This window comes from Roseobacter sp. FCG-D35 (assembly GCF_033436665.1).
In the GTDB taxonomy this organism is placed as follows: Bacteria; Pseudomonadota; Alphaproteobacteria; order Rhodobacterales; family Rhodobacteraceae; genus JAWQFO01.
In genome coordinates this window covers 243,296-263,432 of sequence record NZ_JAWQFO010000003.1, presented here as the reverse complement: position 1 = coordinate 263,432, position 20,137 = coordinate 243,296, and the positions used below count along the sequence as shown (strand labels likewise).

General features: G+C 65.5%; 21 protein-coding genes. 10 read left to right on the top strand and 11 right to left on the bottom strand.

What is annotated here, in order from left to right; translation table 11 throughout:
• Positions 1 to 19: 19 nt before the first annotated feature.
• The 5 genes from R5H30_RS09585 to R5H30_RS09565 all read left to right on the top strand — a co-directional run bounded on the left by R5H30_RS09585 (position 20) and on the right by R5H30_RS09565 (position 3,416).
• Positions 20 to 958, top strand: coding sequence for a DMT family transporter (locus tag R5H30_RS09585; protein ID WP_318328047.1), 939 nt, complete (start codon positions 20 to 22; stop codon positions 956 to 958).
• 11 nt (positions 959 to 969) lie between these two features.
• Entirely contained in the window at positions 970 to 1,569 is a 600-nt protein-coding gene (cobO, locus tag R5H30_RS09580) for a cob(I)yrinic acid a,c-diamide adenosyltransferase (protein ID WP_318328046.1), read from the top strand.
• Between the two features lie 10 nt (positions 1,570 to 1,579).
• The gene (locus tag R5H30_RS09575; RefSeq protein ID WP_318328045.1) at positions 1,580 to 2,338 is read left to right on the top strand and encodes an SDR family NAD(P)-dependent oxidoreductase; all 759 of its coding nucleotides are present in this window, start codon (positions 1,580 to 1,582) and stop codon (positions 2,336 to 2,338) included.
• Between the two features lie 332 nt (positions 2,339 to 2,670).
• Entirely contained in the window at positions 2,671 to 2,856 is a 186-nt protein-coding gene (locus R5H30_RS09570) for a hypothetical protein (protein WP_318328044.1), read from the top strand.
• 119 nt (positions 2,857 to 2,975) lie between these two features.
• Positions 2,976 to 3,416: a hypothetical protein gene (locus R5H30_RS09565; RefSeq protein ID WP_318328043.1), complete on the top strand. Its 441-nt coding sequence runs from the start codon at positions 2,976 to 2,978 to the stop codon at positions 3,414 to 3,416.
• Here R5H30_RS09565 and R5H30_RS09560 read toward each other — a convergent pair.
• Both R5H30_RS09560 and R5H30_RS09555 read right to left on the bottom strand, forming a co-directional pair.
• Positions 3,326 to 4,876 (bottom strand): alkaline phosphatase D family protein, encoded by a 1,551-nt coding sequence (locus R5H30_RS09560; protein WP_318328042.1) that lies wholly within the window; start codon positions 4,874 to 4,876, stop codon positions 3,326 to 3,328. The two genes, R5H30_RS09565 and R5H30_RS09560, sit on opposite strands and share 91 nt — an antisense overlap.
• Positions 4,877 to 5,078: 202 nt before the next feature.
• Entirely contained in the window at positions 5,079 to 5,948 is an 870-nt protein-coding gene (locus R5H30_RS09555) for a branched-chain amino acid aminotransferase (protein WP_318328041.1), read from the bottom strand.
• A gap of 172 nt (positions 5,949 to 6,120) precedes the next feature.
• On the opposite strand from R5H30_RS09555, the gene R5H30_RS09550 reads away from it, so the two are divergent.
• The 5 genes from R5H30_RS09550 to dxs all read left to right on the top strand — a co-directional run bounded on the left by R5H30_RS09550 (position 6,121) and on the right by dxs (position 10,512).
• A complete protein-coding gene (locus R5H30_RS09550; RefSeq protein ID WP_318328040.1) occupies positions 6,121 to 6,633 on the top strand; it encodes a MarR family winged helix-turn-helix transcriptional regulator in 513 nt (170 codons plus the stop codon).
• Positions 6,630 to 7,331 (top strand): response regulator, encoded by a 702-nt coding sequence (locus R5H30_RS09545; protein WP_318328039.1) that lies wholly within the window; start codon positions 6,630 to 6,632, stop codon positions 7,329 to 7,331. The genes R5H30_RS09550 and R5H30_RS09545 overlap by 4 nt, the downstream gene beginning before the upstream one ends.
• A gap of 84 nt (positions 7,332 to 7,415) precedes the next feature.
• On the top strand, positions 7,416 to 7,658 hold the full coding sequence (locus R5H30_RS09540) for an exodeoxyribonuclease VII small subunit (RefSeq protein ID WP_318328038.1): 243 nt from the start codon (positions 7,416 to 7,418) through the stop codon (positions 7,656 to 7,658).
• Positions 7,659 to 7,663: 5 nt separating this feature from the next.
• A complete protein-coding gene (locus R5H30_RS09535; RefSeq protein ID WP_412105124.1) occupies positions 7,664 to 8,569 on the top strand; it encodes a polyprenyl synthetase family protein in 906 nt (301 codons plus the stop codon).
• Between the two features lie 14 nt (positions 8,570 to 8,583).
• Positions 8,584 to 10,512 carry a 1-deoxy-D-xylulose-5-phosphate synthase gene (gene dxs, locus R5H30_RS09530; protein ID WP_318328037.1) on the top strand — a complete coding sequence of 643 codons (1,929 nt, stop codon included), beginning with the start codon at positions 8,584 to 8,586 and terminating at the stop codon, positions 10,510 to 10,512.
• A 3-nt stretch (positions 10,513 to 10,515) separates the two neighbouring features.
• Here dxs and R5H30_RS09525 read toward each other — a convergent pair whose 3' ends face one another.
• The 9 genes from R5H30_RS09525 to R5H30_RS09485 form a co-directional block, all read right to left on the bottom strand.
• The gene (locus R5H30_RS09525) at positions 10,516 to 11,370 is read right to left on the bottom strand and encodes an SDR family oxidoreductase (RefSeq protein ID WP_318328036.1); all 855 of its coding nucleotides are present in this window, start codon (positions 11,368 to 11,370) and stop codon (positions 10,516 to 10,518) included.
• A 117-nt stretch (positions 11,371 to 11,487) separates the two neighbouring features.
• The gene (locus R5H30_RS09520) at positions 11,488 to 11,715 is read right to left on the bottom strand and encodes a hypothetical protein (RefSeq protein ID WP_318328035.1); all 228 of its coding nucleotides are present in this window, start codon (positions 11,713 to 11,715) and stop codon (positions 11,488 to 11,490) included.
• Positions 11,716 to 11,954: 239 nt separating this feature from the next.
• The gene (locus R5H30_RS09515; protein WP_318328033.1) at positions 11,955 to 12,182 is read right to left on the bottom strand and encodes a hypothetical protein; all 228 of its coding nucleotides are present in this window, start codon (positions 12,180 to 12,182) and stop codon (positions 11,955 to 11,957) included.
• 48 nt (positions 12,183 to 12,230) lie between these two features.
• Complete coding sequence (locus tag R5H30_RS09510; protein ID WP_318328032.1) at positions 12,231 to 12,941, bottom strand: YjbF family lipoprotein; 711 nt, start codon at positions 12,939 to 12,941, stop codon at positions 12,231 to 12,233.
• Entirely contained in the window at positions 12,920 to 15,076 is a 2,157-nt protein-coding gene (locus R5H30_RS09505; RefSeq protein WP_318328031.1) for a YjbH domain-containing protein, read from the bottom strand. The genes R5H30_RS09510 and R5H30_RS09505 overlap by 22 nt, the downstream gene beginning before the upstream one ends.
• Before the next feature lie 162 nt (positions 15,077 to 15,238).
• Positions 15,239 to 17,140 (bottom strand): polysaccharide biosynthesis protein, encoded by a 1,902-nt coding sequence (locus R5H30_RS09500; protein WP_318328030.1) that lies wholly within the window; start codon positions 17,138 to 17,140, stop codon positions 15,239 to 15,241.
• A gap of 223 nt (positions 17,141 to 17,363) precedes the next feature.
• Positions 17,364 to 17,978, bottom strand: coding sequence for a sugar transferase (locus R5H30_RS09495; protein ID WP_318328029.1), 615 nt, complete (start codon positions 17,976 to 17,978; stop codon positions 17,364 to 17,366).
• Positions 17,975 to 18,823 carry an NAD-dependent epimerase/dehydratase family protein gene (locus R5H30_RS09490; RefSeq protein ID WP_318328028.1) on the bottom strand — a complete coding sequence of 283 codons (849 nt, stop codon included), beginning with the start codon at positions 18,821 to 18,823 and terminating at the stop codon, positions 17,975 to 17,977. The genes R5H30_RS09495 and R5H30_RS09490 overlap by 4 nt, the downstream gene beginning before the upstream one ends.
• On the bottom strand, positions 18,820 to 20,073 hold the full coding sequence (locus tag R5H30_RS09485) for a glycosyltransferase family 4 protein (protein ID WP_318328027.1): 1,254 nt from the start codon (positions 20,071 to 20,073) through the stop codon (positions 18,820 to 18,822). The genes R5H30_RS09490 and R5H30_RS09485 overlap by 4 nt, the downstream gene beginning before the upstream one ends.
• Between the last annotated feature and the right edge of the window lie 64 nt (positions 20,074 to 20,137).

The window sequence follows — 20,137 nt, the reverse complement described above, 5'->3', positions numbered from 1 at the left end:
CCGCGAAAGCCACCGCGCCGTGAAGGTCGCCGACCACTCGACGCGCCCGGCGCTCGGCGTGGGGCTCAAGGTCACGGCGATGGCCCTGTTCTCGGTCATGTCGGCCCTGATCAAGGCCACCTCCGACGAGGTACCGGCAGGCGAACAGGTCTTCTTTCGTTCGCTCTTTGCCATCCCGATCATCCTGGTCTGGCTGGCCCAGCGCGGGGAGTTGCGCAACGGGCTCAAGACCAGCAACCCGATGGGTCACTTCTGGCGCGGACTCTTGGGGACCACGGCAATGGGCCTGAGCTTTGCCGGTCTCGGCCTGCTGCCGCTTCCGGAGGTCACGGCCATCGGCTTCGCGACACCGATCTTCACCGTCATCCTCGCCGCCGTGATGCTGGGCGAGCGCATCCGGCTATTCCGCATCAGCGCGGTGGCGCTGGGACTCGTGGGCGTGATCATCATCCTCTGGCCGCGCTTTTCCAGTTGGGGCGGGTTCGAGGATGCCGCGGCCCTGGGCGCGTTGCTGATCCTCATCGCGACGGTCATGCGCAGCTTCGTGCAGATCCACATCCGCCAGCTTGTCCAGACCGAGCACACGGCCGCGGTGGTCTTCTACTTTTCCAGCTTCGCCACGCTGCTGTCGTTGCTCACCCTGCCCTTCGGCTGGGTGATGCCGCAGGGCGATACGCTGGCCTTGCTCATCACCGCCGGTCTGCTGGGTGGCGTGGCGCAGATCCTCGTCACCTCGGCCTACCGGTTCGGCACCACCTCGATGCTGGCGCCTTACGACTACACCGCGATGATCTTCGCCATCATCATCGGATACGTCTGGTTTTCGGAATTGCCGACACTCGTCATGCTGATCGGATCGGCCCTTGTCATCGTGGCGGGCATTCTGGTGATCTGGCGCGAACACCGTCTGGGCCTGCCGCGCGGCAAGGCGCGGCCGCTGATGGTTCACAAGGGTTGAAAGGAGAGGCCATGTCGACCGCCGAGCAGCACAAGGAAGACCGCCAGCGCAAGCAGGCCGAGAAGGCAGCCAAGCGCGCCGAGTTGCGCGACCCCGACAAGGGTCTCGTGCTGGTTCATACCGGCGCCGGCAAGGGCAAGACCTCGTCCGCGATCGGAGTCATCGTCCGGGCGCTCGGCTGGAAGCAGAGCGTCGGCGTGGTGCAGTTCATCAAGGGCAAGTGGGTCACCGGCGAGCGGCGGTTCTTCGAGGATCTCGGCGGGGTGACCTGGCACACGATGGGCGAGGGTTTCACCTGGGACACGCAGGACCGCGACCGCGACATCGCCGCCGCCGAGGCGGCCTTCGCCAAGGCCGAGGACATGCTGATGAGCGGCGATTACGACCTTGTCGTCCTCGACGAGATCAACATCGCCCTGCGCTACGACTACCTGCCCGTGGACCGGGTGCTCGCGGCGCTCGAGGCGCGGGACAAGCGCACGGCGGTCATCTTGACCGGGCGCGACGCCAAGCCCGAGATCATCGAGCATGCCGACCTGGTTACCGAGATGGGCGAGGTCCGGCATCCCTACAAGGCCGGCATCAAGGCGCAGCGCGGCGTGGATTACTGAGGAGGGCGCGATGACGGAGAAGGTTGCACTGGTCACCGGGGCGGCGCGCGGAATCGGACTCGCCACGACCCGGCTGTTCGTCGATGCGGGCTGGAAGGTCGCCATGGTCGACCGCGATCTCGACGAGCTCGACATCGCCGCGGCGGAGTTCGACGAGGCGACGGCCGATTTCGCCTGCGATGTCTCCGACCCGAAGGCGGTCGACAGGATGGTTGTGGCGGTGACCGATCGCTTCGGCCGTATCGACGCGCTGGTCAACAACGCCGGGGTCGCCGACTTCGCGCCCATCGAAAAGACCGACTTCGCCATGTGGCGTCGTGTTATGGAAACCAATCTCGACGGCGTCTTCCTGGTCTCGCAGGCCACGGTTCCGGCGCTGAAAAAGACCGGCGGCGCGATCGTCAACATCGCCTCGATCTCGGGCCTGCGCGCCTCGACCCTGCGCGTCGCCTACGGCACCTCGAAGGCCGCCGTGATCCAGCTGACCAAGCAGCAGGCCGCGGAACTGGGCGAGGACGGCATCCGCGCCAACTGCGTCTGCCCCGGCCCGGTGCGCACCAAGCTCGCGATGGCGGTGCACAGCCAGGCCATCATCGACGCCTACCACGACGCCATCCCCCTGAATCGCTACGGGACCGAGACCGAGATCGCCGAGGTCATCGTGTTCCTCTGCTCGGACAAGGCCAGCTACGTCACCGGCCAGATCATCGCCGCCGACGGCGGGTTCGAAAGCACCGGCGTCGGACTGCCGGCCCTGCGCCAAGGCTGAGCGGTCGCCTGCAGGCGGCGGGAGCGAGTCGGACGTGCGTTCATCTTCAAAAGGCGCGGATTTGGCAGAAAGCTTCATCAGCCCGCTCCGGCCAATGAGGATGACGGCGCCGCGCCCGGTTCCCTCCATGCTGAACCCGCTTGCGGGTGCGCCAAGCGCACGCGACACGACTTTCGCATCTACAATCCGGAAAAATCTCCGCGAACGTGACCAAGGTCACATACACGCGACGCGCAACGGCGGTATCCATTAATCGCGCAATACGTGTAGCGCCGCATCCCACTCCCGGTGCGCAAGTCCATTAGTCGCATTCGTTCAAAGGATTTCGAGAAATGATCAGCCCGACCGCAGCAAGTATGGGTGAATTTTATTACCCGCAGGATGCCGCAGATCCATGCGTCGGGCCGGGTGATGTATGTCGCGACCTGACCGTCGAAACCATCGACGCCTTCGCGAGCAGTTGTAACGAGTACCGGACACGGGCCGGCGAAGAGTCGCTTCTTCCCGCCGCCGCCTGATCCGCGCAGTCGGCGGGACCGGTGCCTCCCGGTCCCGCCACTTCCCCAAGCAGGGCTTGGCGCCCTCGAACACGCAAGCGGCGCCGGCATCACGAGAAAAGGGCAAAGGACAGCAATCGATGCGCGATCAGGTGACCGAGACGACCTTCCGAACCGCAGGCTGGCAGAAACAAGGGGCGGACTGGTACTGGTTTCACCCCGAAACGACGGCGACACGGGTGCGCGTGCGCGGCACGCGACGCGGCGACGAGGTGAAGGTCATCAGCATTTCGGTCCGGGTGAACGACGAAAGCACCGGAACGCTCTGGAACGGGGCGATGAGCAACTGGGCTCTTCTGGACGATCTCGATCCGGCTGTCGCGAGCGTTTTCCACGGCGGACTGGCCGCCGTTGGGCTCATCCCGCCCGGCCATCGCGCCGCGACCGGACCGCAGGGCACCGGCGTCTCCGGAGCCCTGCGCCGCATCGCTCAGATTGCAGCGTCGGCCGGATCGAGAGTGATCTTCCACAGCTCGGTGTCGGCCCGGTCCATCAGCCGCACGGTCATCTGCTGCGTCTGAGCATCGATATCCACCAACCCGAAGAACTGCAGACCGGCCGACGGCGGCAGGTTCGCCTGACCTTCCGGGGGCGCTTTGAAGAACCGGACTTCGGGGCCGAACGTCGCGTCGAGCGCGTTGGGCCCAAAGGATCCGGCATGCAGCGGACCTGACACGAATTCCCAGAACGGCTCGAAATCCTGGAACTGTGCCCGGTTCGGATCGTAGTGGTGCGCGGCCGTGTAGTGCACGTCGGCCGTGAACCAGACCGTGTTGCGCACGCCAGCCGTCTTGATGAACCGCAGCAGCTCGGCGATTTCCAGTTCGCGTCCCTTCGGCGCGCCGCCGTCGCGGTTGCCGATCGCCTCGATCAAGTCGCCGTCCGGAACGACAAGTCCGATGGGCATGTCACAGGCAATCACCTTCCACGTCGCCTGGGACATCGACAGTTCCCGCTTGAGCCAGGCCAGCTGGTCCGGCCCGAGGATGCGGCTGTCATCCGTCATCTCGTCCTGCAGTCCGGTGCTGTTCGGCCCGCGATAGCTGCGCAGATCGAGAAAGAAGATATCGAGCATCGGTCCGTAGGCGATCTTGCGATAGACCCGCGAGGGTTCCGCCGGGGTCATCCGCAGCGGCACCATCTCGTGGAAGGCACGTGTTGCGCGGGCTGCGAGGACATGCACCGATTTCTCGCTGTAGCGGTCGTCGTCGGCGAGGTTCTTGGCATCGGACCAGTTGTTGACCACCTCATGGTCGTCCCATTGCATGAAAACCGGCACCTCCGCGTTCATCGCTCGCACATGCGCATCCATCATGTTGTATTTCCACTGACCGCGGAACTCGTCGAGCGTTTCGGCCACCTTGCGCTTTTCCGGGATCAGCAGCGCGTTCGTCCAGGTTCCGCCATCCGGCAGCGACACCTCGTCTTCCATCGGGCCGTCGGCATAGACGGTGTCGCCGGAATGGATGAAGAAATCGGGCCGGTGACCGGACATCGTGGCATAGGTCAGCATGCCCTCGGGATCGATCCCCCAGCCCTGCCCCGCTGTGTCGCCCGACCAGGCAAAGCGGATGTCGCGCCGCGCGTTGGGCGCGGTGCGGAAACGACCGGTGATCGATTCGGAGGTGACGGTCGGGTCACTGAGGTCGGCGGCGACGAAGCGGTAGAAGATCTCCTGATCCGAGGGCAGCCCCTCGACCAGGCGCTTGATCGCGAAGTCGCTTTCCGGCAGCGCGTCCATCGGGGTGAGCCTGCGGGCGTCTTCGAAGGTTTCGGTGGTCGAGACTTCCATCATGATCCGCGCCGGACGGTCGACCCGCGTCCAGATCATCCCCGATCCGGTGTCGACATCGCCCGACTGTACGCCATGCGTGAATGCCGGGCGCTGCGCTGCGCGGCTGAGCGACGGCATGGCGAGGGTAGCGGCGAAGGCGGATGTACCGGCAAGTATGGCGCGCCGGGTCGGTCGGATCAGGGTCATCTCGTTCAATCCTCTGCGGGCTGGGGCGGCGAAAGGCGCGCCGCATCTCTGACCGCACCAGACGTGCCGGCGGCATGTAACCGGCACACTACCACAGAGTGAATTTTTGCTGAAGAATTGGTGACGCCGGTCCGGGGTCCTGAACGCGAAAACCCCGCCCTTGTCGGGGCGGGGTCGCAGCAGCGCTCGATTGACTGCAGGGTCAGGCGCGGACCAGTTTCTCGTAGGCGGTGGCGATGTCGCGGGTCATCTCGCCGACCTCGAAGTTGTAATCGCCGATCTGCCCGACGGGCGTGACCTCGGCCGCGGTGCCGGTCAGCCAACACTGTTCGAACCCTTCCAGCTCGTCGGGCATGATGTGACGCTCGTGCACCTTGACCTGACGCTCCTTGAGCATCCCGATCACCGTCTGGCGTGTCAGGCCGTTGAGAAAGCAGTCCGGGTCGGGCGTATGCACCTCGCCGTTCTTGACGAAGAAGATGTTGGCCCCGGTCGCCTCGGCTACGTAGCCGCGGTAGTCCATGAACAGCGCGTCCGAGCAGCCTTTGGCCTCGGCGGCGTGCTTGGAGGCGGTGCAGATCATGTAGAGGCCCGCGGCCTTGGCATGCACCGGGATGGTTTCCGGGCTCGGGCGTTTCCATTTCGAGATGTCGAGCTTGGCGCCCTTGAACTTCGAATCGCCGTAGTAGGCGCCCCATTCCCAGGTCGCGATCGCCAGCCGCACCGGGTTGCGCGACGAACTGACGCCCATGTCCTCGCCCGCGCCGCGCCAAGCGACCGCGCGCACATAGGCGTCGCTCAGGTTGTTCGCCTTCAGCGTCTCGTACTTCGCCGCCTCGATCTCGTCGACGGTGTAGGGGATCTCCATGTCGAGTTCGCGTCCGGAGAACAGCAGCCGCTCGGAATGCGCGCGGCTCTTGAAGATCTTGCCGCCGTAGCTGCGCTCTCCCTCGAATACCGACGAGGCGTAGTGCATGGCATGGGTCAAAATGTGCACGTTGGCCTCGCGCCAGTCCACCAGCTTGCCATCCATCCAGATGTACCCGTCGCGGTCGTTGTAGGCGCCAGCCATGATGTTTCCTTCCCTTGCTTGAGCCTTGCGTTTCCTTTTGTTGCGCAAATCAGGGCCGTATCGGACACAAAATTGCGCAAAACCTGAAAGTCGATACGCCTTCGCTCTTGGAATGTCAATAACGCTGACTTATGCTGGGCTCGCGGCGTAACAATCGGCGACGAGGCGCGAGATGGCAGAAGGACGCGGGAGCGCGCATTACAGCGGCGAAACCCTGCTGTTTTTGACCGACGAGCAACTGCGTCAGGGGATCGAGGCGATGTTCTTCGCCTACCGGGGGTTCACCGCCGATCCGGACAGGATCCTGTCGGACATGGCATACGGTCGTGCGCATCACCGGGCCATCCATTTCATCAACCGCGCGCCCGGAACCACGGTGAACAACCTGCTGAACATCCTCGGCGTCACCAAGCAGTCGCTGAACCGGGTTTTGCGGACCCTGATCGAGGACGGGCTGGTCGAAAGCCGGATCGGACAGAACGACAAGCGCGAGCGGCACCTCTACCTCACCGAGCCCGGGCGCGAGCTGGAACAGACGCTGTCGGATGCGCAGCGCGCACGCATGCGCATGGCGTTCCGCGACGCCGGCCCGGAGGCGGTCGCGGGCTTTCGCACCGTGCTCGAGGCGATGATGGATCGCGAATTGCGCCAGACCTACACGCGGCTTAGGGATACGGGCACATGAACGAGGTCGACGCACACCTGCTGATCGTCGATGACGACGAACGCATTCGGACGCTCTTGCAAAAGTTCCTGATCCGCAACGGGTTTCTCGTGACCGCTGCGCGCGATGCCGAACATGCCCGCAGGATCCTGTCGGGTCTCGAGTTCGATCTTATCGTTCTCGACGTGATGATGCCCGGCGAGGACGGCGTCGCGCTGACCAAAGCCCTGCGGGCGGACAGCGCGGTGCCGATCTTGCTGCTGACCGCACGGGGCGAAACCGGCAACCGGATCGAGGGGCTTGAGGCCGGGGCCGATGATTATCTCGCCAAGCCCTTCGAGCCGAAAGAACTGTTGCTGCGCATCAACGCGATCCTGCGCCGCGTCCCCGAGACTCCGGCCGAAACGCTGACCCCGAAGGTGCTGAACCTCGGTCCGATCCGCTACGACATGGAGCGCGGCGAATTGTGGGACGGCGACGAACTGGTGCGCCTGACTGCGACCGAGATGCAGTTGATGAAGATTTTCTCGGCCAATTGTAACGAACCGATCAGCCGCGCGCGGCTGGTCGAGGAGCTGGGCCGGGACCGGGGCCAGGCGCAGGAACGCGCCGTCGACGTGCAGATCACCCGCCTGCGGCGAAAGATCGAGGCCGACCCGAAACAGCCGCGCTACCTGCAGACGGTGCGCGGCGCGGGATACATGCTGGCGCCGGAATAGGATCGCCGGGACGCCGGCGGCGACTGGCATGTGACCGGCAGGACCGGTAATGTCGGTCCGACGAAGAGGCGAAGAGGCAGCGACATGAACGATACCCCGGTCGACCAGATGACATTCGAGCAGGCGATGGCCGAGCTCGAAAAGGTTCTCGGTCAGCTCGAGCGCGGCGACGTGGCGCTCGACGAGAGCATCGCGCTTTACGAACGCGGTGCGAAGCTCAAGGCCCGGTGCGAGGCGAAGTTGAAAGAGGCCGAGGAAAAGGTCGCGCAGATCACGCTCGATGGCGAGGGAACCCCCGTCGGCACGACCCCGGTGGAGGGGCTCTGAGCTTGGTGGCCGCGGCGCCGGAGATCCTGTCTGCACCGGAGGGAGCAACCGAATTTCCCGCGGCGCTTGCGGCCGCGCGACAGGCCGCCGAGGACTGCATCCGCGACGCGCTGGGCGACCTTCGCGACCCGGTCGCCGAGGCCATGCGATACGCCACCGAAGGCGGCAAGGGCTTGCGCGGGTTCCTGGCTCTGGAAAGCGCGCGACTGCACGGGTTTTCCGCGCAGGCGGCCTTGCCCGCGGCCGCCGCCATCGAATGCCTGCACGCCTACAGTCTCGTTCACGACGACCTGCCCTGCATGGACGATGACGACCTGCGCCGGGGCCGGCCCACCGTGCATCGCCGCTGGGACGAGGCGACCGCAGTGCTGGCCGGCGACGCGCTGCAGACCCTGGCATTCGAACTCGTGGCGCGCTGTGCGTGTCCGGCGCAGGCCCGGCTGCACCTTGTCTCGGAACTGGCCCGGGCCGCGGGCGTGCGCGGTATGGTCGGCGGGCAGGCGATGGACATCGCCGCCGAGACCGCAGACGAACCCCTGACGCTTGCCGAGATCACCGTACTGCAGGACGGCAAGACCGGGGCACTGATCCGTTGGGCCGCCACGGTGGGTCCGCGCATGGGCGATGCCGATGCCCGGCCACTCGAGGCCTACGCCGCCGCCCTCGGCCTCGCCTTCCAGATCGCCGACGACGTCCTCGATGTCGAAGGCAGCGCCGAGACGGTCGGGAAGGCCACCCGCAAGGACGCCGCGGCGGGCAAGGCGACCTTCGTGTCCCTGCTCGGACTGGAGCCCGCAAAGCGGCGCGCCGCGGACCTGATCGACGAGGCCTGCGCCGCGCTTGCACCCTACGGCGCAGAGGCGGACTGCTTGCGGCAGGCGGCACGCTTCGTTATTGCGCGCGACAGGTAGCCCAGAGGACATACATGACCGAGCGACCGAAGACACCGCTGCTCGACACGATCCAGCGTCCCGCCGACCTCAAGCGCCTCAGCGACCGCGAGTTGGAACAACTGGCCCACGAGTTGCGCGCCGAGACGATCTCGGCGGTGTCGGTGACCGGCGGGCACCTCGGCGCGGGCCTGGGCGTGGTGGAACTGACCGTCGCCCTGCACGCGGTTTTCGACACGCCCCGGGACAAGCTGATCTGGGATGTCAGCCACCAGTGCTATCCGCACAAGATCCTGACCGAGCGCCGCGACCGGATCCGCACCCTGCGCCAGAAGGGCGGGCTGAGCGGGTTCACCAAGCGCTCCGAATCGCCTTACGACCCGTTCGGGGCCGCGCACAGCTCGACCTCGATCTCCGCGGCCTTGGGCTTTGCGGTGGCCCGTGATCTCGGCGGCAACACGGCCGAGGGGCTTGGTGACGCCATCGCGGTGATCGGTGACGGCGCGATGAGCGCGGGCATGGCCTACGAGGCGCTCAACAACGCCGGCCACCTGAAAAAGCGGCTGATCGTGATCCTGAATGACAACGAGATGTCGATCGCCCCGCCCGTGGGCGCGATGTCGAACTATCTCAGCCGGCTCTACGCCGAAGAGCCGTTTCAGGACTTCAAGGCCGCCGCCAAGGGCGCCGTCAGCCTGCTGCCGCCGCCGTTCCGCGAGGGCGCCAAGCGCGCCAAGGATATCCTCAAGGGCATGGCGATGGGCGGCACGCTCTTCGAGCAACTCGGGTTTTCCTACATCGGCCCCATCGACGGGCATGACATGGGCCAGTTGCTTCCGCTGATGCGCACGGTCAAGGCCCGCGCCACCGGGCCGATCCTGATCCACGTGGTGACGAAAAAGGGCAAGGGCTACGCCCCGGCCGAGGGCGCGCGCGACAAGGGGCATGCCACGGCGAAGTTCGACGTGGTCACTGGCCAGCAGAAGAAGGCGAAGTCCAACGCACCGAGCTATACGCGGGTCTTCGCGGAAAGCCTGTTGCAGGAAGCAGCGGCGGACGACCGGGTCTGTGCGGTGACCGCGGCGATGCCCGACGGAACCGGTCTTGACCTTTTCGCCGAGCGTTACCCCAGCCGGTGCTTTGACGTGGGCATCGCCGAGCAGCACGGGGTGACCTTCTCCGCCGGCCTCGCGGCGGGCGGCATGAAGCCGTTCTGCGCGATGTATTCGACATTCCTGCAACGCGGCTACGACCAGGTCGTGCACGATGTCGCGATCCAGCGCCTGCCGGTGCGGTTCGCCATCGACCGCGCCGGCCTTGTCGGGGCCGACGGCGCCACCCACGCCGGTGCCTTCGACGTGGCCTACCTTGCCAATCTGCCAGGGTTCGTCGTGATGGCCGCCGCCGACGAGGCGGAGCTCAAGCACATGGTCGCCACCGCCGCCGCGCACGATGCCGGCCCCATCGCCTTCCGCTATCCGCGCGGTGAGGGCAATGGCGTCGACCTGCCGGACCGCGGCGTGCCCCTGGAAATCGGCAAGGGCCGGGTGATCCGCGAGGGCGGCCGCGTGGCACTCTTGTCCTTTGGCACGCGCCTCTCCGAGGTTGAGACGGCCGCCGAGGCGCTCTCGGCCCGCGGCATTTCGCCCACTGTCGCAGACGCGCGCTTCGCCAAGCCGCTCGATCGCGACCTGATCCTCGGTCTCGCCGCGACCCACGAGGCGCTGATCACCATCGAGGAAGGCGCCATCGGCGGGTTCGGCAGCCACGTGGCGCAACTGCTTGCCGAAGAGGGCGTCTTCGACGGCGGGCTGAAGTACCGCTCGATGGTGCTGCCCGACATCTTTATCGAACAGGCCTCGCCTGCCGAGATGTACGATGTCGCGGCGATGAATGCCGGTGATATCGAGAAGAAGGTGCTCGAGGTGCTCGGTGTGGCTCGGATCGGCGAGGCCCGCGCCTGAGACCTAGGCCTCGGAGGCCAAAAGCGCCTGTAGCCCGGTCCGATAATCAGGATAAAGCAGCGTCACGCCCAGTTCGTCCTTGATCCGGTCGTTCCGCACTTTCTTGCTTTCGGCATAGAAACTGCGCGCCATCGGCGACATGTCGGCGCTTTCGAAATCCTGCGCCGGCGGCAGCGGCAGGCCCAACAGTTCCGCGGCGTAGGCGATGACATCCTGTGGCGGCGCCGGATCGTCGTCGCAGAGATTGTAGACCGCGCCGGGGTTCGGCCGGTCAAGCGACGCCTCTAGGGCCTGCGCGATATCCTCGACATGGATGCGGCTGAAGACCTGTCCGGGCTTGATGATGCGCCGCGCGGTTGCGTTGCGGACCTTCTCGAAAGGACCGCGACCGGGGCCGTAGATGCCCGCGAGCCGGAAGATATGCAGCGGCAGGCCGGGGATCGCGGCCCAGGCAGCCTCCGCCTCCATCCGCGCCATCCCGCGCTTCGTCGACGGAGCAAGCGGCGTCGTCTCGTCCACCCAGTCACCGCCGTGATCGCCGTAAACGCCCGTAGTCGAGAGGTAGCCCACCCAACTGAACCGCCGCGCGTGCTGCGCAATCTCGTCCCGGAAAGCGTGCAGTACCGGATCGCCATCCGGACCTGGCGCGGCCGAGATCAGCAAGGCGTCGGCTTGCGCCAGGACCGCACCCGGATCGTCACCGGGCCAGATCAGCGGCTCCACACCGGTGGCCGCGATTTCGGTAGCCTTGTCGTCGCTGCGGGTCGTGCCGATCACGCGCCAGTTCCGCGCCAACAGCCTGCGGGACAATGCGCGGGCCGAGTATCCGTGACCGAACGAAAGAAGTGTGGAACTCATCTGAAGAGGCGTGTCTTGACGCGGCGCGAAGGTCAAGGCCCCAAAACGAGGACGGCCCCCCGATCTGGGAGGCCGTCTTGTTAGACTCTTCCGACGGAAGGTCCGGAGGGTTCCGGATCAGTCCTGCGTCGTCGTATCTTCGTCGTCGTCGTCGTCGGCGATTGCAGCGATCAGCAGTGCGGTGCCTGCGGCGATGCCTGCGATTGCCCACGGGCCCAGACCGGTGTCGTTCTCCACGAAGACGTCCGGCTCGACCGGAACGGGTGCCGGCGAACCAGCAAATGCGGAGGTCGACAGGGCTGCGACGAGTGCGGCCGAGGAGACGAGTTTGGTCAGGTTCTTCATAGCTATTCCTTTTCGGATCACGACTTACTCCACGGAATAACTAGCCGACGTGACGCTAAGTTCAAAGCCCGTTTTTGTTTTTTTTCCCGCTTTCGGTGGACTGTTGCAGAGAATCCCAGTTTTTAGGCAACCGGGATTCCCGCCCGTACCGGTTGCAATCCGGTGACAGGCCGGGTTCCGAATCACGTTTTCCGGGGCTCGAAATCCATATTTGCCGTGCCGAGTGTCGACCCAAGACGCTATGTAGTGGGCTCTTCGTCGCCGTCGTCGTCCTCGTCAGCGATGACGCCCACGATCACGGCCAGCCCCGCCGCGATGCCCGCAATCGCCCAGGGTCCGAGACCAACGTCATTTTCGACGAAGACGTCAGGCTCGACCGGTGCAGGAACTGGAGAGCCCGCCTGAACGCTGCCGGCCAGACAGGCCGAGCAGATCACCAGCGCGAAACACGATTTCAATGTTCTCATATCTTCCCCTCCGAGTTTTCTCTCGTGACGGGAGCATATCCGCCGGGTCTAGGACTTGAGAAGAACGAACTCGAAATAATCGTTCGAGGGCCCCATCCATTGCCGCGACTTGCGAATCAAGCCGCTGCGGTAGTCGAGCCAGTAGTCGTAAACGAAGGGCGCGCCCTCGGCCTCGCAGGATTCACGGAAATGGCGCACCGGGAAGGTCTGGTCGACGATGGTGACCGACTCGGCCCCAAGATCCGCCATGTTGCAGCTCATGTTGACGACCACGGGCGCATTGTCGCCGCGGATGAAATGCAGCTGCTTCCGGGTCGGCCCGCTTTGTCGTGCGGCCAGGCGCGACAGGGTCTGGCTGACGTCCGAAGACTGGATGTCGGCGCCCAGGCCCTTGCTGCCGACCACGACGCCGTCGCGGAAGGAGACCTGCGCCGCGTTGCTGGCAAGCCAGACCTCCAGCGTGCCGGGATAGGGATCGTTGCGGCGCGCGACACGGCGCAGCAGCGCGGCCTGGCCGGTGATCTCCGGCGTGCCCATCAGCACCGCTTCCTTGGTGTTGTCGAGCAGGCGGCGGTTGATCTTCAGCGGCTTGGGCTCGCCCCGGCCCTGCTGGCTGGCGACCTGGGTCACGGTCTGGCGCATGAAGTCGTAGTTGCTCAGCGCCTCGTCGCCTGAGCTGCAGGCGCTCAACACTAGCAGAGACAGGGCGGCGCCCAGCGCTTTCAGGCTTTTCTGCATCAGTTCCATACGCGCGACCATTCGTCGGTGACGGCATTGCGGTGACCGCTGCGGACCTGCTCGTAAAGCCGGCCGGGCACGTCGAGCCGCTGGCCGCCGTCGCGCTGCACCGGTCGGATCGTCTGTTCCGCCGACCGGGTCGACGGCGTGCCTGTGAACCAGCTCAGCGGGATGGTCAGGTTGATGCCCTTGTCGAAGGAGCCCTCTCCGAAGTCCTCGGCAGAGACGTCCGTAAGGGTGAAGAATCCGCCGATTTTCCAGCCATTGGCGAATTCGCGGGTCAGCGTGAAAGTCGCGCCGTAGTCGCCTGCAAGGTAGCGTCCGACGTCGACCTGCCCGATATAGCCTTCGCCCATTTCGTAATAGGCCGAAACGTGGCCCGTCGCCACGTCGTAGTCCTGGAAACCGAAATGCCGGTCGAACTCGCGTTGTGCGACGTAGTTGGCCTCGACCCCGATGGCGAGCGGGCTCTCTTCCTTCTTCCACAGCACCTCGCCCGATATGCCGCCGAACATCGACTCGAGATACCCGGCCGAGACGCGGGCATAGACATCCTCGCTCATCTTCCATTGGTAGCTGGCGTAGAGGTCCTCGATATAGGTGTCGCTGGCCCGCGCGTAGAGTGTCGCATCGGTGCGCACGCGCGGCAGGACGGAGTCCGAATTCGCCTCGGCGTCCGCGATGTCCCCGAAGAGCCTGTGCCGCAGTTGCCCCGCCAGCACCCAGCCACGCGCCGGGCGGAACTTGCCGCGCAGGGCAAGGCCGACATCGGCCCGGAACGGCTTGTCCGGGTCGAAATAGCTGGTGGCGAGATAGGGCGCCAACGACCAGGTGAAGTTCGGGTAGGTATCTTCGGGCGTGTAGGCGTCCTGCAGGGACGGCGCGGCCTCGTCGAAGGCCGTCGAGGCCAGCAGTGCCCCGGCCGCGTTCGGCGCGAACTCGTACTGTTCGAGCGCCGAGCGTTGGATCACCACCGCCGAGAGCGCCAGCCCGTCGGAGACAGGGACCAGCCGGAAGGTCTCGACCGAGGGCGGCATGGTCGCGGCCATGACGCGGGCCGCGCGACCCAGCGCGTTCGAGATGGATTCGTACCGCAGGTTCAGGAACCGCAACTCGGCCTGCGTGCCGCTCACGGTCAGCGAGTCGAGCCGCAGACCTTCGTTCCGCAGAAGCGGGTCCATCTGCTTGGCAAGAAAGCCCGGCGCCTTCTCGGAAGTCGACCACTCCGTCGACCACAACTCGGGGTTCGAGCTGCGCGATGGGCGCTGCGGCACCGGCGCGGGTGCGGGCACGCGCAGGGGCGTCAGGCGCTTGCGCGGGTTGATCTGCCACTGGGCCGAGACACCGACCTCGCTGCCGTAGAGATAGTAGGCACCGACGCGGAGGGCGTCGGTCACCTGGTACTCGGCTCCGAAGTTGAAGCGCGAGTCCTTGTCGAAAACGTCGCGGCGCTCGGTTTCCCGAAAATAGGCGTCCGAGGAGTATTCCGCCTTCAGACCGATCCGGTCGTTGACCTGCCACTCGACACCGGCGAAGGGCGCGAAATCGCCGCGGAACCACTGGTCCGTGGAGAACTCGCCGCCCTGCCCGCTGAGATCGACGTTCGGGCGCGTGCCGGTCGACCCGATGCTGCCGGCGCTGCCAAGCCGGCCCCAGCCGAGACCCGCGGTCACCCGGACCGACCCGTTGCCGCTGCCGACCGAGGGAACGGAAAAGCTCTTCGACGCCACGATGTATTCCGCCGAGGAAATCCCGGTGCCGGCGAGGTCCTGAAGGCCGATGGTCAGTTCGGGCGCGTACTGACCTTCCTTGAGCACGCGCAGGCGCACGTCGAAGTTCCGGTCGTAGTAGTTCTCGAAGCCACCCGTGTTGAAATCCGAGATCCGCGAGTAGCGGAAGCTGCCCGACAGGAACGGCGTGAACTGGAAGCTGAGCGTGCCGCGGGTGATCCCGCCGAAATAGGACAGGGTCGTCGCGTATTGCGCGTCGGGCATCGCGAAGGCGCTCGGCATGTCCACGAGACCCGGCAGGCCGTAGAAGTTGAGGCTGGGCTGGCTGTTGACGTAGTAAACAGGGAAATACGGTGCTTCCTGGGCGCGCGCGCCGAAATACGTCATGCTGCCGGCGGCGCCGGCACAGGCTGCGACGGTACCCAACAGCAGTTTCCGCCCTCTGGAGATACGCCGCACGTCTCTCAGCCCCTCTGCCTCATTCTTCAGCCGTTACTGCCCGCACCGTTTCGCAAAAGCAACGACCCGGGAGGCGATTTTCATGGGATTGGCGCCAGACCGCAGCATTCCGGTGACACGTTTGCGCGATTAGGTGCCGAGGCGCTGCGCGTCGTCGGATTTCGCATCCGAAGCGGCGCGCATTCCCTCGACCCAGCGCATGACCACCTCGCGCGCCATGTCCTCGTCACTGGCAACGAACGCCTCGCGCAGGCTGCGCAGGGCCGCGGCGATCTCGATCTCCGACAGGCTGTCCTCGCGGGTCGAGAAGATCTTGGGATGACGCGTGCCATAGAGGTCACCCGACAGGGTCAACTCCTCGAAAAGTTTCTCGCCGGGACGCAGGCCGGTTATCTTGATCTCGATGTCTCCATCGGGGTTGGCCGCGTCGCGCACCGTGTAGCCGGCATTCTCGATCACCTGTCGCGCGAGGTGCAGGATCGACACCGGCTTGCCCATGTCGAGCACGAAGACCTCGCCGCCACGCGCCATCGCACCCGCCTGAAGCACCAGCTTGACGGCCTCCTGCACGGTCATGAAATAGCGTTTGACATTGGGGTCGGTCACGGTGATCGGCCCGCCGCGGCTGAGCTGGTCCTGGAACAGCGGGATGACCGAGCCCGAGGACCCCAGGACGTTGCCGAACCGGACCATGGTGAAGACCGGGCCGCTGCCCTCGGGCACGCGCCGTGCAAGATCCTGGACGACCTGCTCTGCGAGGCGTTTGGAGGCGCCCATCACGTTGGTCGGGCGCACCGCCTTGTCCGACGAGATGAGAATGAAACGCTCGACACCCGCCTTGGCCGCCTGGTGGGCCAGGGTCTGGGTGCCGATGACGTTGTTCACGAGGCCCGACAGCGGATTCGCCTCGACCAGCGGCACGTGCTTGTAGGCTGCGGCGTGCAGCACGACCTGCACGGCATGGTCCTGCATGACCTTGCGGACGTGGCGCGCATCGGTGATCGAGCCCAGGACCGAAACCACCTCGATCCCGGTGTCCTCGATCAGCTGGCGCATCTCCATGTCGATATTGTAGAGTGCGAATTCGCTGAGCTCGTAGAGGACGATCTTGGTCGGACGACAGTCGAGCACCTGCCGGCACAGCTCCGAGCCGATCGAACCGCCGGCCCCCGACACCATGACCACCCGCTTGGCATAGCAGTTCATTTCGGCGATCGATGTCTCGCGCACCTCCGCGCGATTGAGGAACTTGTGCGCCTTGACCGGCGTCAGCTTGTCGACCAGCGCCTCCTCGCCGATCAGCTGCGCGAAGGAAGGCAGCATCTGCACCTCGATCCCCATTTCCGACAGGCGCCGGACCAGTTGCGCCTGCTTGGGCTGGTTGAGCGAGGGAATGGCGACCAGCACCCGGTCGATCTTCTTTTCCTCCACGACTTCCGCGATGCGGACCGGCGCGTAGACCGGCAGGCGGGCGAGCCGCACGCCCCAGAACGCGGAATTGTCGTCGACAAAGGCGACCGGTTCTATGGTCTCATGGCTGCGCAGCGCCGAGGCCAGCTGCATCCCGGTCGTGCCGGCACCATAGATAAGCACCCGGCAGCGCCGCGGGGACCGGCGATAGACGGTCAGCAACATCTGCAGCATCACGCCACGGCTGATGACCGAGAACAGAAAGAAGGTGATTCCGAAGACGACATGCAGGCCGAACGGGAACCCGAGGCCTCCGATCCAGGAAAACAACGCCGAAAGCCCGACGAGGCCAGCCGACAGCAGGGCCGTCTGGCCCATGGCGTGAGTCTCGTAGTATTTCAACTGTACCTTGCAGACCCCGAGCCAGTACGAAAGCCCGAGAAGTGCCGCGAGCAGATAGGGTAGCACCGGCAGATAAGACTGCATGTTCGCGCTGATGGAACCGGGAAGCGACTGCACTGCGAAGGCGAAGACCAGCGACAGCGGGACGAGGATCGCGTCGACCGCCAGGAAAATCGTACGCTTCTGGCCGCTGGTCAACGACTTAACCAAACTCAGCATGTGCTAATGTCCCCGCACCTGTCCCACCCGCTTGTCGTCGGCCCAGCCCGGCCGCGGGGTCATGTCTGTCGTTTTTGCACCCACGGAAAGCGCGCCATTCACGGCGTTCATGTCCATTCCTCGGGCAGCGCCGCCAAGGTAGCGCAAAAAAACGGCAGCTTGCAAATGTCAACGGGCCCGGGTGGCATTTCCCCGGGCCAAGATGCAAAATGGGAACAATCCGTCACTTCCTGCGCCGAAACACGAAGCCGATCGTCTCGAAAACGAGATCGAAGTCGTAGCAGACGTTCTGGTGACGCTGATAGATCAGGTCGAGCCGTGCCTTGCGCGGAACGCAGATCCGGCAGTAGACGTCGTCGGTCTCTTCCGGGGTGCTGCAGCGCTCCAGCAGACGGTTCTCATGTTTGTGAAAGCGGATGCTGGCAAGTCCGGTCACGCCCGGGCGCGATTTGAGCACCTCGCGGTAGAGATCCGGAAATCGGTCGACGTATTCGCGCAGCGGCGGGCGCGGTCCGACGAAGGACAGATCGCCCCTGAGGATGTTCCAGAGCTGCGGGAATTCGTCGAGCCGCTTTGCGCGCAGCCACGCACCGGTCGGGGTGACCCGGCTGGCCTTGTTGCCGCCCGACACGCCGCTGTCGCCGTCGACGACGGTCATCGTCCGCAATTTCCACAGCCCGAAGGGTTTCTCGGGCGTCTTCATGCGTTCTGCGACGTAGAACAGCGGGCGGCCCTGCTTGATCCAGAGATAGATAAGCAGCCAGATCAGGATCGGACCGAGGATCACCACGAGCAGGCTGGCGAAGAAAAGGTCGAAGATGCGCTTGCGCCAGGTCATATCTCGTGTCGTGTCCGGTTGCGGTAATCCTGCCACTCCGAAACCAGACCTTCGGGCGTTCCGGCATCCGCGGCCAGCACGATATGCTGCGCCAGGCGCGCGGTGGCAAGCGCGACCTCGGCGATCACCTCTGGCCCGGCCGCACGAGGCTGCCAGCCGAGCCCGGCCGCGTCGAGCAGCGCGCCCATTTCGACCGCGCCGGGCGCCGCAACGTTGACGGCCTCCGGCAGGCGCGGCGCGTCGAGCAACCCGTGTACCGCACGGGCAAGGCTGTTCGGCCCGATGTAGCTGCGCCGGGGCGTCGTGCCGTCCGGTAGCGTGTCGAGCGCGAACCCGTCGCGCCATCCGCCGAGAATCACATCCGCGCCGGCGACGTTTCCTATCCTCAGGCTGCAGACCTCGACCCCAAGGTCGGCCCCCAGTTCGGTGCCGAGCCTTTCCATCTCGAGCTTCGATTTGCCGTAATCCGAAACCGGATCGCAATCTCGCGTCTCTTCCAGCAGCCCCGCTGCCTGTCCGTAGACGGCGGCCGACGAGGCCAGCAGCACCCGAGGCACACCGGCTGCACCGGCGGCGGCGATGGCGGCCCGCGCGACATCGATGTTGCGCCGCATCGGCGCGCCGCTCCGGGCTGCCTCGGCCGGCGTCACCCCGGCGAGACACAGGATTGCGCGTCGCCCTTGGGCGGCCTGCTGCAACTCGCTCGGAGACGCCAGCGGATCGAAGCTCAGGTATCCCGGCGCCGCGCTCCGGCTTTGCCAGGCAGCCGCGCCTTCCGTCCAGTAGCAGCGCAAGATGCGTCCAAGGCGACCGTAGGCACCCAGCACCAGCACATCGCCCCTCATCCCGGGAGATCCAGTCGCAGCCGCGCCGGAACCAGATCGTTGATCTTGCTTAGATGGACCGGAAGGCAACGGGTTTCGAAATCGTATTCGGACACCACGTGCGCGCGCGCCGCCGCCCCGAGTTCCGCGAAATCCGCGGGGCGGGCCAGAACCTCGATGACCTGTGCTGCCAGCGCGTCGGGATCGAAGAAATCGACCAGGAGACCGGTCTTGCCGTGGGTCATCACCTCGCGCACCGGGGCCACGTCCGAAGCGACGACCGTCGCCTGCATCGACATCGCCTCGAGCAGGGACCACGACAACACGAAAGGCATGGTCAGGTAGATGTGGCAACGCCCGAGCCGCACGATGCGGCAGAAGTCGGCATAAGGAACCCGCCCGAGAATATGCACCCGGTCCCAGTCGACGCGGTCGCCCAGTTCGGCCTCCATTTCGCCACGCAGCCCGCCGGGGTGGGTACTGGTCTCGCCATAGGAGGTCTCGTTCCCACCGACGATCAGGATGCGCGCCCGGGGACGTTCCTCGAGTATGCGCGGCAGCGCGCGCATCAGGATGTGGAACCCGCGCGTCCGCTCGAGATTGCGCGCCACGTAGGTCACGATCTCGTCGTCGCGCGTCAGCGGCCGGTCGAGACGGCCCAGCGCGAGGCTCACGTCCGGGTCGGGTGACAGGCGGTCGGTGCGGATCCCGTCGTGGCAGACATAGAGCCTGTCATGGAAGCTTGCGGGAAACCGGTCACGCTGCCAGACCGTCGGGCATTGGCCGATGTCCACGCTCTCGATGTTCATCGTCGGCACGACGTTTCGGGCGCGCGCGAAGAAACCCGCATGGTCCGACACCGGGTCCTCGGGATCGAAGCCCACAAGCCCCCCTGTAAGATTGTAGTAGTATTCGAAGAACCCGATGACCGGCACATCCGGCCAGACGTCCTTCAGGAAAGTGAGTTCGCCCCATCCCGCGTGGCCGATGACGATATCCGGCTTGAACCCTGTTTCCGCCTCCAGCTGACGCACCGCCAGCGCCGCGCCGACACCGGCCCCGGCAGCGTCTTCCCAGACCTTGGAGAGCCCGTATCCGTCCTGCGCGGCTTCGTGGTGCGCGCGGTAGACGACCGTCCGGACACCGTCGAGTTCCGGCGCATTGCGGCGCTGGGTGAGAAACACGATCTGGTGCCCGCCTCGGCGCGCCAGCCAGTTCACCAGTTCGCGGTACTGGCCCGGCATGTTCTGATGCACGAATAGAAGGTTCATCTTCGCCCGGTTCCGGTTCCCGCCCGCGCCATACTAAAGCGCGACAGGCCCGCCGATTGCAAAT

Excerpts from the sequence above, each read along its gene's own strand:
- cobO (WP_318328046.1), top strand. The coding sequence starts at position 970 with ATGTCGACCGCCGAGCAGCACAAGGAAGACCGCCAGCGCAAGCAGGCC.
- R5H30_RS09575 (WP_318328045.1), top strand. The coding sequence starts at position 1,580 with ATGACGGAGAAGGTTGCACTGGTCACCGGGGCGGCGCGCGGAATCGGA.
- R5H30_RS09570 (WP_318328044.1), top strand. The coding sequence starts at position 2,671 with ATGATCAGCCCGACCGCAGCAAGTATGGGTGAATTTTATTACCCGCAG.
- R5H30_RS09565 (WP_318328043.1), top strand. The coding sequence starts at position 2,976 with ATGCGCGATCAGGTGACCGAGACGACCTTCCGAACCGCAGGCTGGCAG.
- R5H30_RS09560 (WP_318328042.1), bottom strand. The coding sequence starts at position 4,876 with ATGACCCTGATCCGACCGACCCGGCGCGCCATACTTGCCGGTACATCC.
- R5H30_RS09555 (WP_318328041.1), bottom strand. The coding sequence starts at position 5,948 with ATGGCTGGCGCCTACAACGACCGCGACGGGTACATCTGGATGGATGGC.
- R5H30_RS09550 (WP_318328040.1), top strand. The coding sequence starts at position 6,121 with ATGGCAGAAGGACGCGGGAGCGCGCATTACAGCGGCGAAACCCTGCTG.
- R5H30_RS09545 (WP_318328039.1), top strand. The coding sequence starts at position 6,630 with ATGAACGAGGTCGACGCACACCTGCTGATCGTCGATGACGACGAACGC.
- R5H30_RS09540 (WP_318328038.1), top strand. The coding sequence starts at position 7,416 with ATGAACGATACCCCGGTCGACCAGATGACATTCGAGCAGGCGATGGCC.
- dxs (WP_318328037.1), top strand. The coding sequence starts at position 8,584 with ATGACCGAGCGACCGAAGACACCGCTGCTCGACACGATCCAGCGTCCC.
- R5H30_RS09525 (WP_318328036.1), bottom strand. The coding sequence starts at position 11,370 with ATGAGTTCCACACTTCTTTCGTTCGGTCACGGATACTCGGCCCGCGCA.
- R5H30_RS09520 (WP_318328035.1), bottom strand. The coding sequence starts at position 11,715 with ATGAAGAACCTGACCAAACTCGTCTCCTCGGCCGCACTCGTCGCAGCC.
- R5H30_RS09515 (WP_318328033.1), bottom strand. The coding sequence starts at position 12,182 with ATGAGAACATTGAAATCGTGTTTCGCGCTGGTGATCTGCTCGGCCTGT.
- R5H30_RS09510 (WP_318328032.1), bottom strand. The coding sequence starts at position 12,941 with ATGGTCGCGCGTATGGAACTGATGCAGAAAAGCCTGAAAGCGCTGGGC.
- R5H30_RS09500 (WP_318328030.1), bottom strand. The coding sequence starts at position 17,140 with ATGCTGAGTTTGGTTAAGTCGTTGACCAGCGGCCAGAAGCGTACGATT.
- R5H30_RS09495 (WP_318328029.1), bottom strand. The coding sequence starts at position 17,978 with ATGACCTGGCGCAAGCGCATCTTCGACCTTTTCTTCGCCAGCCTGCTC.
- R5H30_RS09490 (WP_318328028.1), bottom strand. The coding sequence starts at position 18,823 with ATGAGGGGCGATGTGCTGGTGCTGGGTGCCTACGGTCGCCTTGGACGC.
- R5H30_RS09485 (WP_318328027.1), bottom strand. The coding sequence starts at position 20,073 with ATGAACCTTCTATTCGTGCATCAGAACATGCCGGGCCAGTACCGCGAA.